Origin of the sequence: Paenibacillus sp. FSL L8-0158 (assembly GCF_038592965.1) — a bacterium.
Classification (GTDB): Bacteria; Bacillota; Bacilli; order Paenibacillales; family Paenibacillaceae; genus Paenibacillus; species Paenibacillus polymyxa_D.
On sequence record NZ_CP151949.1, the window covers coordinates 2814103 to 2832523 of the forward strand.

Genomic DNA, 18421 nt, shown 5'->3' on the forward strand with positions numbered 1-18421 from the left:
TGTTTTGGAAAAGCTGCCATTTATGTTGGGTAAAGAACGGAGTGCCGCATTAAACCAAATGGCCAAGCAACAACATGTCACGATTAACACATTGCTGCAAAGCGTGTGGGGCGTTATTTTACAGCAATACAATAATCATCAGGATGTCGTGTTTGGTAGTGTGGTATCCGGTCGTCCGGCAGAAATTCCAGGTGTGGAGAGCATGATCGGTTTGTTTATCAACACGATCCCAGTACGCATATACAGTGCACCGGATGCTACATTTGCTGACGTATTGCAGCGTACGCAGGAACAGGCGCTGGCCTCCAGTGTCTATGACACGTTCCCGCTCTACGACATTCAGGCACGGACTGAACAAAAACAAGACCTGATCAATCACATTATGGTCTTTGAAAACTATCCCATCGGGCAGCAGATGAAGCAGATGGGCGGTTCCGGCGAAGCAGACGCACATACAGGCTTCTCTATTGCCCATGTGGAACTTACAGAGCAAACCAACTACGATTTTAACCTGATTGTCGTGCCTGACGAGGATATCTCTATCCTACTTGAGTACAATGCGCTGGTGTATAACCGGTCTGCAATGGAGCGTATCTATGGTCATATCGACCACGTCATCGGACAAATCGTAGACAACCCGAATATCCGTGTGAGCGAGCTGGAATTGGTGACCCCGCAAGAACAGGCACAGATCGTTCAGGTTTGGGGAGATACGGCGGCAGCCTATCCGCAGGATCAAACGCTAAGCAGTCTGTTTGAGCAGCAGGCAGCGAATACACCGGAGCAAGTGGCGGTGTTGTGCGGAGCGGAGTCGTTGACCTACGCGGAGCTGAACGAGCGAGCCAACCGTCTCGCACGCACCTTGCGTGCGGAAGGTGTTGAGCCGGATCAGCCGGTAGGCATACTGGTTCACCGTTCCCTAGACATGATCGTAGGCATCTATGCGATCCTGAAGGCCGGCGGAGCTTATGTGCCGATCGATCCAGAATATCCGGCTGATCGCATCCGCTTTATGCTGGAGGACTCGGGCGCGAAGCTGGTGCTGACGCAAGCGCATTTGGCGGAGCAAGCCTCGCTGAGTTTTGACGGCCAGGTGCTGGTGCTGGATCATCAGGAGCAGTCTGGCCAAGACATTTACCACGAAGATGGCTCGAATCTGGAGCCCCTGGCCGGACCGCACCATGTAGCCTATGTCATTTATACCTCCGGTTCGACCGGAAAACCGAAGGGCGTGATGGTGGAGCACCATTCCGTGCTGAACCGGATTTTGTGGATGCATGATCGGTACGGCTTGAGTGCGGAAGATACGATTCTGCAAAAGACCGCCTTCACCTTTGACGTGTCGGTATGGGAGCTGTTCTGGTGGTCGATGGTCGGCTCGAAGGTAAGCCTGCTGTCCGTGGGCGGGGAAAAGAACCCGGAAGACATCGTCGACACGATTGCCCACGATGGCGTGAGCACGATGCACTTTGTGCCTGCCATGCTGCATGCGTTCCTGGAGTATGTGGAGCAGCAGCCGCGGGAAGTAATGCAAGCGAAGCTAGGCACGCTGCGCCATGTCTTTGCCAGTGGTGAAGCGTTGCCGCCACAGCATGTGGCCCGGTTCCAGCGGTTCGTGTCGACTCTCGCCGGAGCAAAGCTGATCAACCTGTACGGTCCAACCGAAGCGACGGTGGACGTATCGTACTTCGATTGCGAGCCGTCAGAGGAATATGCAGTGATTCCCATCGGGAAACCGATTCAAAATATCCGTCTGTACATCGTGAAGGAAGGCACGGAGCAATTGCAGCCGATTGGAGTGGCAGGTGAACTCTGCATTGGCGGTGTCGGTGTAGCACGGGGCTATCTGAACCGACCTGAGCTAACGGCAGAGAAATTCGTAGCCGATCCGTTTGCCGGCGGGGAAGCAGGCTATGAACGGATGTACCGCACAGGCGATTTGGCGAGATGGATGCCGGACGGGAACATTGAATATCTGGGCCGGATCGACCATCAGGTGAAAATCCGGGGGTACCGGATTGAGCTGGGCGAGGTCGAATCACAGCTGCTCCAAGTGGAATCGATATGCGAAGCGGTTGTCATGGCTCGTGCGGATGAAGCGGGCCAAAAACAAATGGTGGCGTATTATGTCGCCGGGCAAGAGATCGGTGCCAGCGAGCTGAGAAGTGAGCTGGGCCGGGAGCTGCCAAGTTACATGGTACCATCGTACTTTGTACAGCTGGAACAAATGCCGCTGAGTCCCAATGGCAAAATTGACCGCAAGGCCCTGCCGGCACCAGAAGGCAGCCTGCAAACCGGATCGGATTATGCAGAGCCGCGTACGGGGCAAGAACGCGCTTTGGTAGCAGTTTGGCAGTCCGTACTGGGACTACAGACGGTCGGTATTTTGGACAATTTCTTTGATCTGGGCGGCGATTCCATCAAAGCCATCCAAATCGCATCTCGTACGTTCCAGACTGGTTATAAGCTGGACATGAAGGATTTGTTCCAGTATCCAACGGTTGCAGCCCTGGCACCGCATATGCATGAGGTTCGTCGTATGGCAGATCAAGAAGAAGTGAGCGGGGAAACCGCGCTGCTTCCAATCCAACATTGGTTCTTTGCCCAGGAGCGTGAGCGTCCACAGCACTTTAATCAGGCGGTCATGCTCTATCGCGCGGAGGGCTTTGAGGAGACGGCGGTTCGTCAGGTGATGGACTACATCGTGAAGCACCATGATGCGCTACGTACGGTTTTCCGTCAGACTTCCTCTGGTTATACGGCTTGGACACGCGGTGTAGATGAAGGCGCGTTGTATACGCTGGAGACGATGGATTACCGCGAACGGACGACTTATGCGGAAGTGCTGGAAGCGAAAGCAACGGAAATCCAAAGCAGCATCGACCTGTCCGAAGGACCTCTGGTGAAGCTGGGATTGTTCCGCACAACCGAGGGCGACCATCTGCTGATCGCCATTCACCACTTGGTGGTGGACGGGGTGTCGTGGCGGATTCTGTTTGAAGATTTCTCGACAGGCTACGAGCAGGCGATCAAGGGCGAGCCCGTACGATTGCCTTATAAAACAGATTCCTTCCAAACATGGGCACAGGAGTTATCTTCTTACGCCAACCGTCCGGAGGCTGCATCGGATGCATCGTATTGGAAGCAGGTAGAGCAAGCCAAAGCTGCGATTGCTCCGCTGCCTAAGGATTTTGCCTACGAGGGCTCCTTGAATGCAGACAGCGAAGTGCTGACGGTGGAGTGGACCGAAGCTGAAACCCAGCAACTGTTAAAGCAGGCCCATCGCGCCTACAACACCGAGGTCAATGATTTGCTGCTGACCGCGCTGGGACTGGCGGTGCACAACTGGACAGGCGCAGACCAGGTACCGGTGAACCTGGAGGGCCATGGCCGGGAAGCGATCCTGCTAGAGGTGGATATTACGCGTACGATCGGCTGGTTCACGAGCTTGTATCCGGTGCTGCTGGAGACTGGCAAGGAAATGACACTGGCTCAGCGGATTAAAGAAACGAAGGAAGGCTTACGACGTATTCCGCATAAAGGACTGACCTATGGCATTTGGCGTTACCTGTCCTCTGCGTCCAGATCGAATGACCGTGCGATTGCAGTCGAACCGGAAATCAGCTTTAACTACTTGGGGCAGGTGGATCAGGATCTGCAAAACAGTGGAATCACATTGTCGTCTTATAGTGCAGGGGAGACAGAGGATGTCCATTCCCGCTTGCCGTATACGCTGGATTTAAACGCAATGATCTCGGAAGGTACGCTGCGTTTGACGATGACTTACAGCCGTAAGCAGTATCGCAAAGAAACGCTCGAACGTGTGGCGGGACTGCTGCGATCCGCTTTGCAAGAGGTGATTACGCATTGTGTCGCTCAGGAACAGCAGGAGCTGACGCCGAGTGATGTGTCCTTTAAAGGTCTGACGACTGGTGAGCTGGAACAGATTGCGGAACAGGCCGCACGTATCGGTGAGCTGGAAAATGTATATGCACTGACGCCGATGCAAAAGGGCATGCTCTTTTACAATCTGATGGATTCGCAATCGGGAGCATATTTTGAACAGGCCTCCTTTGATCTGCGAGGACATTTTAATATCGCTGCATTTGCGGCCAGTTTGGATGTTTTAATGCAGCGGCATACGGTACTGCGCACGAACTTCTACAGCGGCTGGAAGGATGAACCGCTTCAGGTCGTGTACCGGAATAAGCGCAGCGAACTGTATGTTGAGGACCTACGTGATATGAAGGACGAGCAGCAAAATGAGTACATCCTCGAATATACGCGCCAAGACAAGCAGAGAGGCTTTGATCTGGCGCAAGATGCTTTGATGCGTGTTGCTGTTTTGCGCACAGGTGAGGAGACGTACCGTTTTGTATGGAGCTTCCACCATATCGTGATGGACGGCTGGTGCTTGTCGCTGGTGACCAACGAAGTGTTTGCGAGTTATTTTGCGATCCTGGCTCATAAGCAGCCTGAACTGGCCCCTGTAACGCCGTACAGTCAATATATCGAATGGCTGGAACAGCAAGATCGTCAGGCCGCATCAGGTTACTGGAGCAAGGTTCTGGAAGGATACGAGGAGCAGTCCCGCCTGCCACAGGCTAAAATGCAGGGCAAAACAGGATATCAGGCGGAGCGTCTGGATTTTGATTTAGGCGCCGAGCTAACGGCAGGTATTCAGCGAGTAGCCAAGCGTTATCAGGTGACCATCAATACGTTGATGCAGACCGTTTGGGGCCTTTTGCTGCAAACATATAATGGCACCGATGATGTCGTGTTTGGCAGCGTAGTATCTGGACGTCCGGCAGACATTCCGAATGTGGAGCATATCATTGGTCTGTTTATCAATACGATTCCGGTGCGTATTCGCAGTCAAATGGACAGTGTGTTCTCAGACGTGATGAAGCAAATCCAAGAGCAATCGATCGCTTCCCATGTCTACGATACGTATCCGTTGTATGAAATTCAGGGGTTGTCGGAGCTCAAGCAGGATTTGATTAACCATATTCTTATTTTTGAGAACTATCCTGTAGAGGAGCAATTAGAACAATTAGGTAGCGGTGATGAGTCTAGCTTCAGCATCACCGGAGCCGAGTCTGTCGAGCAGACCAACTATGACTTTAACTTGGTGGTATTGCCGGGGGACACCATCCATATGAGCTTTGGTTATAATGCCTTGGCCTTTGAACGGGAAAGTGTAGAGCAAATTCGAGGTCATCTGGTACAGCTACTGGAGCAGGTGACAGCGAATCCGAACATCCGTGTACATGAACTGGATATGGTTACGGCACAGGAGCGTAAGCAAATTCTCAGCGTATGGGGAGATACGACGACCGAGTATCCAAGCGAGCAAACGATCCACGGCTTGTTCGAGGCGCAAACCGCGCAGACGCCGGAGCAGACAGCACTGTTCTTCGAGGGAGAGCAGTTGACCTATCGTGAACTGAATGAACGCGCCAATCGATTAGCTCGTACCTTGCGCAGTCAAGGCGTGACGAAGGATCGTCTGGTGGGTCTGATGACCGAGCGTTCGGTGGACATGATCGTGGGCATCTTCGGGATTTTAAAAGCCGGAGGTGCATATGTACCCATCGATCCCACCTATCCGGAGGAACGTATCCGCTATATGCTGGACGACTCGGGTGCGAAGCTGCTGTTGACACAAAGTCATCTGGTAGACAAAGTAGCTACCGACGGTCACGTGCTGGTGCTGGATGGAGCACAAACGGTGTATCACGAGGATGGTTCCAACCTGGAGCGGTGGTCCGGTCCGAACGATTTAGCATATGTGATTTATACGTCGGGGACAACGGGGCAGCCGAAGGGCGTCATGCTGGAGCATCACGGGCTGTGCAATCTGAAAACGTATTTTGATCAGACGCTTCGAATCCGTACGTCGGATCATGCGCTGCTGTTCGCCAGCTACTCGTTTGATGCAGCTTGCTGGGAAATCTTTCAAGCCTTGTTCTGCGGAGCCACGTTATATGTGCCAACGACAGAGACGATTTTGAACTACGAGCGGTTTGAGCAATATATGGCCGATCACCGGATTACCGTGGCCGCTTTGCCACCAACCTATGCGGTGTATCTGGAGCCGGAGCGGATGCCAAATCTGCGTATTTTGTTCACTGCGGGTTCAGCATCTTCCACAGAACTGGTATACAAATGGAAGGATCAGGTGGCGTACTACAATGGCTATGGTCCAACCGAAAACTCGGTCGCGACGTCGATCTGGCCGGTATCCGAGGATGAGAGAGCCGGACAACTCATTTCCATTGGACGTCCTATGCCGAATCATCGGGTATACATGGTGGATGGGCATGGACATTTGGCTCCGGTAGGCGTAGCAGGTGAACTGTGCGTGTCTGGTCCAGGTCTGGCTCGTGGTTATCTGGATCGTCCAGAACTGACGGCGGAGAAATTTGTACCGAATCCGTTTGCGACTGGTGAAGCAGGCTATGAACGAATGTACCGCACAGGCGACTTGGCGAGATGGATGCCAGACGGCAACATCGAATATTTGGGCCGGATCGACCATCAGGTGAAAATTCGGGGCTACCGGATCGAGCTGGGCGAAGTCGAGGCACAAATATTGAAAGTGGAAGACGTGCAAGAGGTTATCGTCCTGGCGCAAGCGGACGAGCAGGGACAAAACCAACTGGTGGCGTACTATGTCGCTGAAAGAGACGTAAGCGCGGGTGAACTGCGCGGATTACTGGGTGAGGAGCTGCCCAACTATATGGTACCTTCGTACTTCATCCAGCTGGAGCAGATGCCGTTGACACCCAACGGCAAAATCGACCGCAAGGCCCTGCCAGCACCGGAGGGTAGCCTGCAAAGCGGAGCGGATTATGTAGGGCCGCGCACAGCGCTGGAGCAGACGTTGGTTTCGATTTGGCAGTCTGTATTAGGAGCGAAGAGAGTCGGAATTTTGGATAATTTCTTTGATCTGGGCGGCGATTCGATCAAAGCGATCCAGGTATCCTCCCGCTTGCTGCAAGCCGGCTACAAGCTGGACATGAAGGATTTGTTCCAATATCCGTCCATTTCGCTGCTAAGTGGTTATGTGCATAAGATGAGTCGTACTGCCGATCAGGGCGTGGTTTCGGGCAGCGCCAAGCTGACTCCGATTCAGCAATGGTTCTTTGGACAAGCATCGGCAGAGCCGCATTATTTCAACCAGTCGGTGATGCTGTATAGAGCAGAAGGCTTTGATGAAGCCGCATTGCGTCAAACGATGACCCAGGTGACGGAGCATCATGATGCGCTACGTATGGTCTTCCGTCAGACCGAACAGGGCTATGAAGCGTGGAATCGCGGTTTGGATGAAGGCGAGCTGTACAGTCTGGACGTTGTTGATTTGACAGGCGTCGAAGACGCGACAGAGGTCGCGATGGCGATTGAAACGAAAGCCAATGCCATCCAAAGCTCCATTCGTCTGGACGAAGGACCGCTGATGAAGCTGGGACTTTTCCGCTGCATGGATGGGGATCATTTACTGATTGCGATCCACCATTTGGTCGTAGACGGGATTTCATGGCGGATTGTGTTCGAGGATTTTGCCTCGGGATATGAACAGGCCGTTCGGGGAGAAGCAATTCGCTTGCCCTATAAAACGGACTCTTTCTCTGCTTGGGCAGAGCAGTTGTCTCAATATGCGAACAGTCCGGCGATCGACAACGAACGCGAATATTGGCAGCGTCTTGCCCAAGTGGAAATTGCATCGCTACCTAAGGATCAAGAAAGAGCGGCAGGACAGCATTTTGTGGTCAGAGACAGTGAGACGGTGAGCGTGGCGTGGAGCGAACAGGAAACCCGGCTACTGCTTCAGGAATCGCATCGTGCGTACAACACCGAGGTCAATGATCTGCTGTTAACTGCACTCGGTACTGCATTGTACAACTGGAGCGGTCAGGAGCGAGTGCTGGTCAATCTGGAGGGGCATGGCCGGGAGGCTATTGTTCCAGATGTGGATATCACACGTACCGTGGGTTGGTTTACGAGTCAGTACCCGGTACTGCTGGGTGTGGATGGAAAGGCGGAAGTAGGGCAGCGCATCAAGCGGGTAAAAGAGGACCTGCGTCATGTGCCGCATAAGGGCATTGGCTACGGTATTCTGAAATATTTGTCTCAGGATGATGCTAATTCTTCCTTAACCTTGCAGCCTGAGATCAGCTTTAACTATTTGGGACAATTTGATCAGGACTTGGAAAATGGTGAGATCACGCTGTCTTCACATCCAGGTGGAGAGCCGATGAGTGACCGCACCGTACTGGAGCATTCTTTGAATGTGAACGGCATGATTACAGCAGGCGCGCTGACACTGGAAATTCGCTATGACAGTAAAGTATATCAACAGCAAAACGTAGAAAATTTTGCACAGATGCTACGGGAAAGTTTGCAGGAAGTGATCGCTCATTGTACCTCCCAAGAGCGGAGTGAGCTAACCCCAAGCGATGTCTTGTTCAAAGGCTTGTCGTTAGAACAGCTGGAACAATTGACGGAGCAAACAGCTTTTCTGGGCGAGCTGGAAAATGTGTATGCTCTCTCACCAATGCAGAAGGGGATGCTGTTCCATAGCCTGATGGAGCCGGACTCAGGCGCATACTTCCAGCAAGCCTCGTTTGATCAAAAGGGCAGCTTTGATGTTGCTGTTTTCCGTAAGAGCCTGGATCTGCTGATACAGCGTCATGAAGCGCTACGGACGAATTTCCATCGATTTGAGACAGGGAACGGTCAGGAGCCATTGCAAATCGTGTTCCGTCACAAGGATAGCGACCTTTCCTTCAAGGATATTCGCGAAATGCCGAAAGCGGAGCAACAGGCGTATATCCAGGCGTTTAAGCAGGAGGACCAAGCTAGAGGTTTTAATCTCGCTACCGATGCACTCATGCGTGTACAGGTATTGCAAATAGATGAAGAAACGTATCATTTGGTATGGAGTTTCCATCACATTGTCATGGACGGCTGGTGCTTATCGCTCGTTACAGGCGAGGTGTTTGGTACGTACTTTGCGCTGCTGGAGCAGAAACAGCCGGAGCTTGCTCCGATCACACCGTATGGCCAATATATCGAATGGTTAGAGCGTCAGGATGAACGTGCGGCAAAAGAGTATTGGAGCAGCTATTTGGCGGGCTTTGAACAGCAGACGTTGTTACCTGGATCGGATATTTCATCGAAAGACCAAGTGGCGGACAGCAGGGATCATACGGTGTCCACTACAGCAAGTGAAACTAGCAAATATATCTCTGAAAAAATAACGGTAGATCTGGACCCAACGTGGAGCGAAGCTATACACCGGATTGCGAAGCAGCAGCAGGTCACGATTAATACGCTGATGCAGAGCGTGTGGGGCCTTATTTTGCAGAAATATAACAACAATGAGGATGTTATTTTCGGTAGTGTCGTATCTGGACGTCCGACGGATATTGTTGGTGTAGAGCATATGATTGGTTTGTTCATTAATACCATACCGGTGCGGATTCAAAGTGAACGGAATGCCACTTTTGTGGAAGTGATGCGGAAAACGCAGGAACAGGCTCTGGCCTCGGGAGCCTATGACAGCTTCCCGCTATATGAGATTCAGGCGCTGACCGAGCAGAAGCAGAACCTGATTAACCACATTATGGTATTTGAGAATTATCCGGTAGAGGAGCAAGTTGAGCAGCTTGGCGAAGTTCGTCCGTCCGCGTTTGACATTACGAATGTGGAGGTTGTTGAGCAAACGAACTATGATCTGGACTTGATTGTGATGCCCGATGAAACCTTCCGTATCATGTTTAGATATAACGCGAATGTATACGATCGGTCTACGATAGAGCGAATGCAGGGACATGTACTGCATGTCATCAAGCAAATCGTGAACAATCCACATACCCGTGTGAATGAGCTGGCATTGGTGACACCGGAAGAGCAGGCACAGATTGTTCAGGTGTGGGGAGATACGGCGGCAGCCTATCCACAGGATCAAACGCTAAGTACGCTGTTCGAGCAGCAGGTAGCGAATACACCGGATCAGGTAGCGGTGATATTCGGGTCGGAGATGTTGACCTACGCGGAGCTGAATGAGCGAGCCAACCGACTCGCACGCACCCTGCGTGCCGAAGGGGTTGAACCGGATCAGCCCGTGGGCATTTTGGTCCACCGTTCATTGGAGATGATCGTAGGCATCTACGCAATTCTCAAGGCTGGCGGAGCTTATGTACCAATCGATCCGGAATATCCTGCAGACCGCATCCGCTTTATGCTGGAGGATTCGGGCGCGAAGCTGGTCCTGACGCAGTCGCATCTGTCTGAGCAAGCATCGCTGAGTTTCGACGGCCAGGTGCTGGTGCTGGATCGTCAGGAGCAGGCTGGCCAAGACATTTACAACGAAGACGGTTCGAATCTGGAGCCACTGGCTGGGCCACACCATGTCGCCTATGTCATCTATACGTCCGGCTCCACGGGAAAACCAAAGGGCGTGATGGTGGAACACCATTCTGTGCTGAACCGGATTTTGTGGATGCATGATCGGTACGGCTTGAGTGCGGAAGATACGATCCTGCAAAAGACCGCCTTCACCTTTGACGTGTCGGTATGGGAGCTGTTCTGGTGGTCGATGGTCGGCTCGAAGGTAAGCCTGCTGTCGGTCGGCGGGGAAAAGAACCCGGAAGACATCGTTGACACGATTGCCCGCGATGGTGTGAGCACGATGCACTTTGTGCCCGCCATGCTGCATGCGTTCCTGGAGTATGTGGAGCAGCAGCCACGAGAAGTGATGCAAGCGAAGCTGGGCACGCTGCGCCATGTCTTTGCCAGTGGTGAAGCATTGCCGCCACAGCATGTGGCCCGGTTCCAGCGGCTCGTGTCGAGCCTGGCCGGAGCGAAGCTGGTTAACCTGTATGGCCCAACGGAAGCGACGGTGGACGTATCGTACTTCGATTGCGAGCCGGATGAGGAATATGGAGTTATTCCTATCGGAAAACCGATTCAGAACATTCGTCTGTACATCGTCAAGGAAGGCACGGAGCAATTGCAGCCGATTGGGGTGGCAGGTGAGCTGTGTATCGGCGGTGTCGGCGTAGCCCGAGGCTATCTGAACCGTCCGGAGCTGACGGCCGAGAAATTCGTAGCCGATCCGTTTGCCGGCGGGGAAGCAGGCTATGAACGGATGTACCGCACAGGCGATTTGGCGAGATGGATGCCAGACGGCAACATTGAATACTTAGGCCGGATCGACCATCAGGTGAAAATCCGGGGGTACCGGATTGAGCTGGGCGAGGTCGAAACGCAGCTGCTCCAAGTGGAATCGGTACGCGAAGCGGTGGTCATGGCTCGTGCGGATGAAACGGGCCAAAAACAAATGGTGGCCTACTATGTTGCGGGGCAAGAGCTCGGTGCTAGCGAGCTGAGAAGTGAGCTGGGCCGGGAGCTGCCAAGCTACATGGTACCATCGTACTTTGTACAGCTGGAGCAAATGCCGCTGAGTCCCAATGGCAAGATTGACCGCAAGGCCCTGCCAGCACCGGAAGGCAGCCTACAAACCGGAGCCGATTATGTCGCACCGCGGACGTGGGTGGAAGTTAAGCTGGCGCAAATCTGGCAGGATGTGCTGGGCCTCGCGCAGGTCGGTGTGAAGGAAAACTTCTTCGAGATTGGTGGACACTCGCTGCGGGCGACGACACTGGCCTCGAAGATTCACAAGGAACTGAACAAGCCGCTTCCACTGCGCAGCATTTTTGAAGCACCCACCATTGAACAACTGGCAGCCGTTCTGGAAGGTCTGGATCAAGTGGTGTACGCGTCCATTCCGGTAACGGAAGAACGCAGCTTTTACCCGTTATCTTCAGCGCAAAAACGACTGTATGTATTGCATCAATTTGATCCAAGTGATGTGAACTACAACATGCCGTCAGTGCTGCAAGTGAGCGGTCCGCTGGATGTGAAACGAGTAGAAGACGTGTTCCGTCAACTAATCGATCGCCATGCGACCTTGCGTACCCGTTTTGAGCTAGTGGACAATGAGCCGATGCAATGGGTTGAGGACACCGTGCCGTTCGAGGTGGAATATACGAAGGTACAGGCAGAGAGTGCGACTACGGATACGGATCAAGACACAGCTACAGGATTGGATACAACTACAGCTACGTACACGAGGATTAGCCAGGAAGCACAAGAACGGGTACGGCAGTTTGTCCGTCCGTTTGATCTGCAAGCTGCACCGCTGCTGCGGGTAGGCTTGGTGGATTTGGGCGTACAAGGAGTAGAGCAAGAGCAGGAATCCCAGCATTTACTCATGCTCGACATGCACCATATCGTTTCGGATGGCGTGTCGATGGAGGTACTGACCGATGAATTTGTCCGCTTGTATGGCGGTGAAGAACTGTCGCCATTGCGGATTCAGTACAAAGACTATGCCGTATGGCAGCAAAGCGAAACCCATCAGGAATGGATGCAACGTCAGGAAGCGTACTGGCTTGACACCTTCCAAGGTGAACTGCCTGTACTGGATCTGTCCACTGACTTTGTCCGCCCAGCGGTGCAGAGTACGGCAGGGGATACGATCGAGTTCGTACTGGAGCGTGAAGTGAGCGAACGCCTAAAAGAACTGGCTTCGCAAACAGGTTCAACCCTGTATATGGTGCTGCTGGCGGCGTACACTACGCTCTTGCACAAATACACAGGCCAAGAGGACATTGTAGTCGGCACGCCGATTGCCGGAAGACCGCATGCGGAACTGGAGAGTCTGGTAGGTGTCTTCATCAACACGCTGGCAATGCGCAATTATCCATCTGGCGATAAATCATTCCTGGATTATCTGCAAGAGGTCAAAGAGCATGCGCTTAGTGCTTATGAGCATCAGGACTATCCTTTTGAAGAGCTGGTTGAAAAACTGAATTTGACGCGGGATACGAGCCGAAATGCGCTGTTTGACACGATGTTTGAGTTGAAAACCTTGGAGCAACAGGCGTTGCAGTTGGAAGGTCTGACCTTGAGCTCCTATCCACTGGACAATCATACGGCCAAATTTGATCTGAGCTTGGAGGCCATAGAGCAGCCAGAAGGTATTCTGTGCCGTCTGGAATACAGCACGGCGCTGTATAAACCGGGGACCATGACGCGATTGGCACAGCATTATGCGGAAATCGTACGTGCCATTTCACTTCAGCCACAGCAGCCGCTGGCAGCTTTGAATATGGTAACCGCCGAGGAAAAGGCACAAATCATCGATGGATTTGGAAATGTGGGGGTACAAGGTGTTGATGCTGTTGAAGCAGAAGCCCTGTTCCATGCCTTTGTGGAAGAGCAGGCGCAGCTTGTACCAGATCATGTAGCGGTGGTGTACGAGGAGCAACAGCTTACGTACCGGAAACTGAACGAGCGTGCGAACCAATTGGCGCGTAGATTGCGAAAGGAAGGCATTGGACGCGAATCGATTGTCGGCATTTTGAGTGAGCGCTCGGTGGACATGCTGGTCGGCGTATTGGCGGTGTGGAAAGCCGGAGGTGTATATGTGCCGCTGGATGCAGACTATCCGTCCGAACGGATTCGTTTCATGCTGGAGGACAGTGGTGCGACGGTACTGTTGACTCAGACGGGATTGCAGGAACGCGCACAAGCATGGCTGAATGAAAGCTACGGGGCTTTGGGCGATGAAAATGCTAAGGGTGAGCTGGAGACGGCGGTTAGCGTTGAAACGATGGAAAGGGACAACCTGAATGAAGGTTTGAGCTTGAAATCAAATTCGGTGTCTAACAGCGAAGCAGCATCTGAATCGGCAACAAAGCTACGTCTGCAAACCATACTGGCATTGGGTGATGAGTCACTGTACACCGGAGATACGACAGACGTCGATCATATCAATGAACCGCACGATCTGGCGTATGTGATCTACACGTCCGGGACAACGGGACGTCCGAAGGGCGTCATGATCGAACATCGCAGCTTGGTGAATACGGCTGCGGCGTATCGCCGGGATTATCGCCTGAACCAATTCCCAGTCCGACTCCTGCAACTGGCTAGCTTCTCCTTCGACGTGTTCGTCGGCGATATTGCGCGGACGCTTTATAATGGCGGGACAATGGTCATTTGTCCGAAAGACGACCGGATTGATTTCAGCCGTCTGCACGGATGGATTCACGATTATCAGATTACCGTGTTCGAATCGACTCCGGCCCTGATCGTACCGTTTATGCAGCATGTGCATGAACAGGGGCTGAACATGAGCAGTCTGGAGCTGCTGATCACGAGCTCGGATAGTTGCAGCGTGACAGACTACCGAGTGCTGCAAGAACGGTTTGGTGCAGATATCCGCATCATTAATAGTTATGGCGTAACAGAAGCGGCGATTGACTCCAGCTTCTACGACGAAGAATTGTCGAAGCTACCAAGCAGCGGCCATGTGCCGATTGGTCAGGCGTGGCTGAACGCACGCTTCTACATCGTGGACAGCCAGCTGAATCCGGTGCCGATCGGTGTACTGGGCGAGCTGTGCATTGGCGGAGCCGGGGTGGCACGGGGATATCTGAATCGTGCAGACCTGACGGCCGAGAAATTCGTAGCGAACCCGTACGTGCCGGGTGAACGACTGTACCGCACCGGCGATTTGGCGCGGTGGATGCCGGACGGCCATGTGGACTTTATCGGCCGGATGGATGATCAGGTTAAAATCCGGGGCTTCCGGATTGAACTCGGCGAGGTAGAAGCGCAGCTGCTGACTGTGGATGGCATTCAGAAAGCGATCGTCACCGCCTGGGAAGACGGAGACAAGGATCTGTGTGCGTATGTCGTAGCCTCGGAGGCGCTGAATTTGCCGGAGCTGCGCAGCACACTCCAGCCCAAACTGCCGGGTTATATGATCCCGACCTATGTCGTACAACTGGATCGTTTCCCGCTGACACCGAACGGAAAAATTGACCGCAAAGCGTTGCCTGCGCCAGAAGCGCGCCTCGAAGGAGGCACGGCGTATGTTGCGCCGCAGACATGGCTGGAAGAGCAATTGGTACGTATTTGGCAAAGCGTTTTGAATCATCGCCAAATAGGCATCCAGGATAACTTCTTTGAAGTGGGAGGACATTCTCTGCGCGCGACAACACTGATGGCGAAAATCCATCAGGAGCTGAATTACAAGCTGGCTCTGCGAGATATTTTCCAATATTCGACGATTGAGCAACTGGTGCAGGTGATGGGTGAAGATCAGACCCAGCAAACGTATGTATCTATTCCTGTTGCGGAGGAGCGCGAGTATTATCCTGTTTCCTCGGCGCAAAAACGGATGTACGTGCTGAGTCACCTGGAAGGTGGAGAGGTTAGCTACAACATGCCAGGAGCGTTGATTATCGAAGGTTCCTTGGATAAAAAACGACTGGAACAAGCCTTCCGCCAGCTGATTGACCGTCATGAAGCCCTGCGAACCCGATTCGAGATGGTGGATGGTGAGGTGATTCAGCGGATTGAATCCAGCGCACCATTCAGCGTGGAGCATGTACAAGCAAGCGAAGAGGAGACAGCGCAGTACGCACAGGACTTTGTACGTGCATTTGATCTCGCACAAGCACCGTTGCTGCGGGTTCAGTTGATCGAAAATGGACCGGGGCGTCACGTCATGCTCTATGACATGCACCATATTATTTCGGATGGCGTCACGGAAGGCATTATCGTGCAGGAGTTTTCTCAATTGTATGAAGGCAACGAACTGACGCCACTGCGTATTCAGTACAAGGATTATGCCGTTTGGCAGCATGCAGATATGCAAAGTGAACGCCTACGTGCGCAAGAAAGCTATTGGCTGAACACGATGTCTGGTGAAATCCCGGCGTTGGATATGCCAACGGATTTTACAAGACCTGCTGTACAGCGTCTGGAAGGAACTCGATTTGAGTTTGCGATCCGCATGGAGGACAGCGAGCAGTTGAAACAGCTGGCTGCGCAAACCGGATCCACCTTGTACATGGTATTGCTGGCAGCATATAGCACGCTTTTGCATAAATACACGGGTCAAGAGGACATTATCGTCGGCACGCCGATTGCCGGAAGACCGCATGCGGAACTGGGGAGCCTGGTAGGCGTATTCCTCAACACGCTGGCGATCCGCAATTATCCGTCTGGCGACAAAACATTCCTAGACTACCTGCAAGAGGTCAAAGAGCATGCACTGAGTGCCTATGAGCATCAGGAATATCCTTTTGAAGAACTGGTTGAAAAGCTGAGTTTAACGCGGGATACGAGCCGAAATGCGCTGTTTGACACCATGTTCGAGTTGAAAACATTTGAGCAGCAGGAGTTCGAACTGGAAGGTCTGACCTTTAAGACGTATCCGACGGACAATCATACGGCCAAATTTGATCTGACCTTGGATGCCGTGGAGCAGCCGGAAGGCATTCTGTGCAGTTTGGAATACAGCACGGCGCTGTATAAACCGGAGACGATCGCGCGCTTGGCGCAGCATTTTACCGAACTTGTACGTGCCATTACACTGCATCCGCAGCAGCCGCTGGCAGCTTTGGATATTGTAACTGCCGAGGAAAAGGCACAAATCCTCTATGGTTTTGGAGATGTAGGGGTATCGGATGTTGCTGCGGTAGAAGCAGGAGCACTGTTCCATGCCTTTGTAGAAGAACAGGCGCAGCGTGTACCGGATCACGTGGCGGTGGTGTACGAGGAGGAGCAGCTTACGTACCGCACACTGAACGAGCGTGCGAACCAACTGGCGCGTAGATTGCGGAATGAAGGCATTGGCCGCGAGTCGATTGTTGGCATTTTGAGTGAACGTTCAGTGGACATGCTGGTCGGCGTATTGGCGGTGTGGAAAGCGGGAGGCGCCTATGTGCCGCTGGATGCAGACTATCCATCCGAACGTATTCGTTTCATGCTGGAGGACAGTGGTGCGACGGTACTGTTGACCCAAACGGGATTGCAAGAGCGTGCCCAGGTGTGGCTGGAGGAAAGCCAACAGGCCTTGGCCGGAGGGCAGACTGAGGGTGAATTGGAAACAGCGGCTGGTGCTGAAATGATGGAAAGAGACCGCCTGAGTGAAGGCGTAAGCTTGAAATCAGATTCGCCACCTGACCGCGAAGCAGCATCCGAGCCAGCAACAGGGCTACGTCTGCACACCGTACTGGCGCTGGACGATGAGTCAGTGTACACCGGAGATACGACAAACATCGATCACATCAACGAACCGCAGGATCTGGCGTATGTGATCTACACCTCCGGGACAACAGGACGTCCGAAGGGCGTCATGATCGAGCATCGCAGCTTGGTGAATACGGCTGCAGCGTATCGCCGGGATTACCGTCTGAACCAGTTCCCGGTCCGACTGCTGCAACTGGCTAGCTTCTCCTTCGACGTATTCGTCGGTGATATCGCGCGGACGCTCTATAACGGCGGCACGATGGTCATCTGTCCGAAGGACGACCGGATTGACCCAAGCCGTCTGTACGGCTGGATTCGCGATTACCAGATTACCGTGTTCGAATCGACTCCAGCCTTGATCGTACCATTTATGCAGCATGTATATGAGCAGGGACTGGACATGAGCAGTCTGGAACTGCTAATTACCAGCTCGGATAGCTGCAACGTGACGGATTATCGGGTGCTGCAAGAACGGTTTGGCGCAGATATTCGCATTATGAACAGCTACGGCGTTACGGAAGCGGCGATCGACTCCAGCTTCTACGACGAAGAACTGTCGAAGCTGCCAAGTAGCGGCAGTGTACCGATTGGTCAGGCGTGGCTGAACGCACGTTTCTACATCTTGGATAGCCAGCTGAATCCGGTGCCGATCGGCGTACTGGGTGAGCTGTGCATTGGTGGAGCCGGGGTAGCACGGGGGTATCTGAACCGTGCAGGCCTGACGGCCGAGAAATTCGTAGCGAACCCGTACGTAGCGGGTGAACGACTGTACCGCACAGGTGACTTGGCGCGGTGGATGCCAGACGGCAATGTGGACTTTATCGGCCGGATGGACTATCAGGTCAAAATCCGGGGCTATCGGATCGAGCTGGGCGAGATTGAAACCGCAATTCAGCGGGTACCAGGTGTGCGTCAAGCGGTAGTCATCGACCGGACGGACGAGCGTGGACATAAGTATTTGTGCGGATACATCACAGGGGAAGCCGAGCTGCGGATCGAGGAGGTACAGGCCGAGCTGGAAGCCGGACTGCCAGCACACATGGTGCCTGCACGCCTGATGCAACTGGAGACGATCCCACTGACCCACAATGGAAAAATCGACCGAAAGGCCTTGCCAGAACCGGAAGGAAGCATCCATACCGGTGCAGCCTATGTGGCGCCGCGTACCACGGTGGAGCAAGTACTGGCTGCGGTATGGGCCGGAGTACTCGGCGTGGAAGCGGTAGGCACGCAGGATAACTTCTTCGAGCTGGGTGGCGATTCGATCAAAGCTTTGCAAGTATCGTCCCGATTGCTGCAAGCA

General features: G+C 53.2%; 1 protein-coding gene (cut by both window edges). It reads left to right on the top strand.

This entire window lies inside a single protein-coding gene on the top strand: locus tag NSQ68_RS12545, encoding a non-ribosomal peptide synthase/polyketide synthase (protein WP_342428995.1). The 42309-nt coding sequence extends 14615 nt beyond the window's left edge and 9273 nt beyond its right edge, so the window shows coding positions 14616–33036 — codons 4872 (partial) to 11012 (complete); the first complete codon in view begins at window position 2. Both the start codon and the stop codon lie outside the window.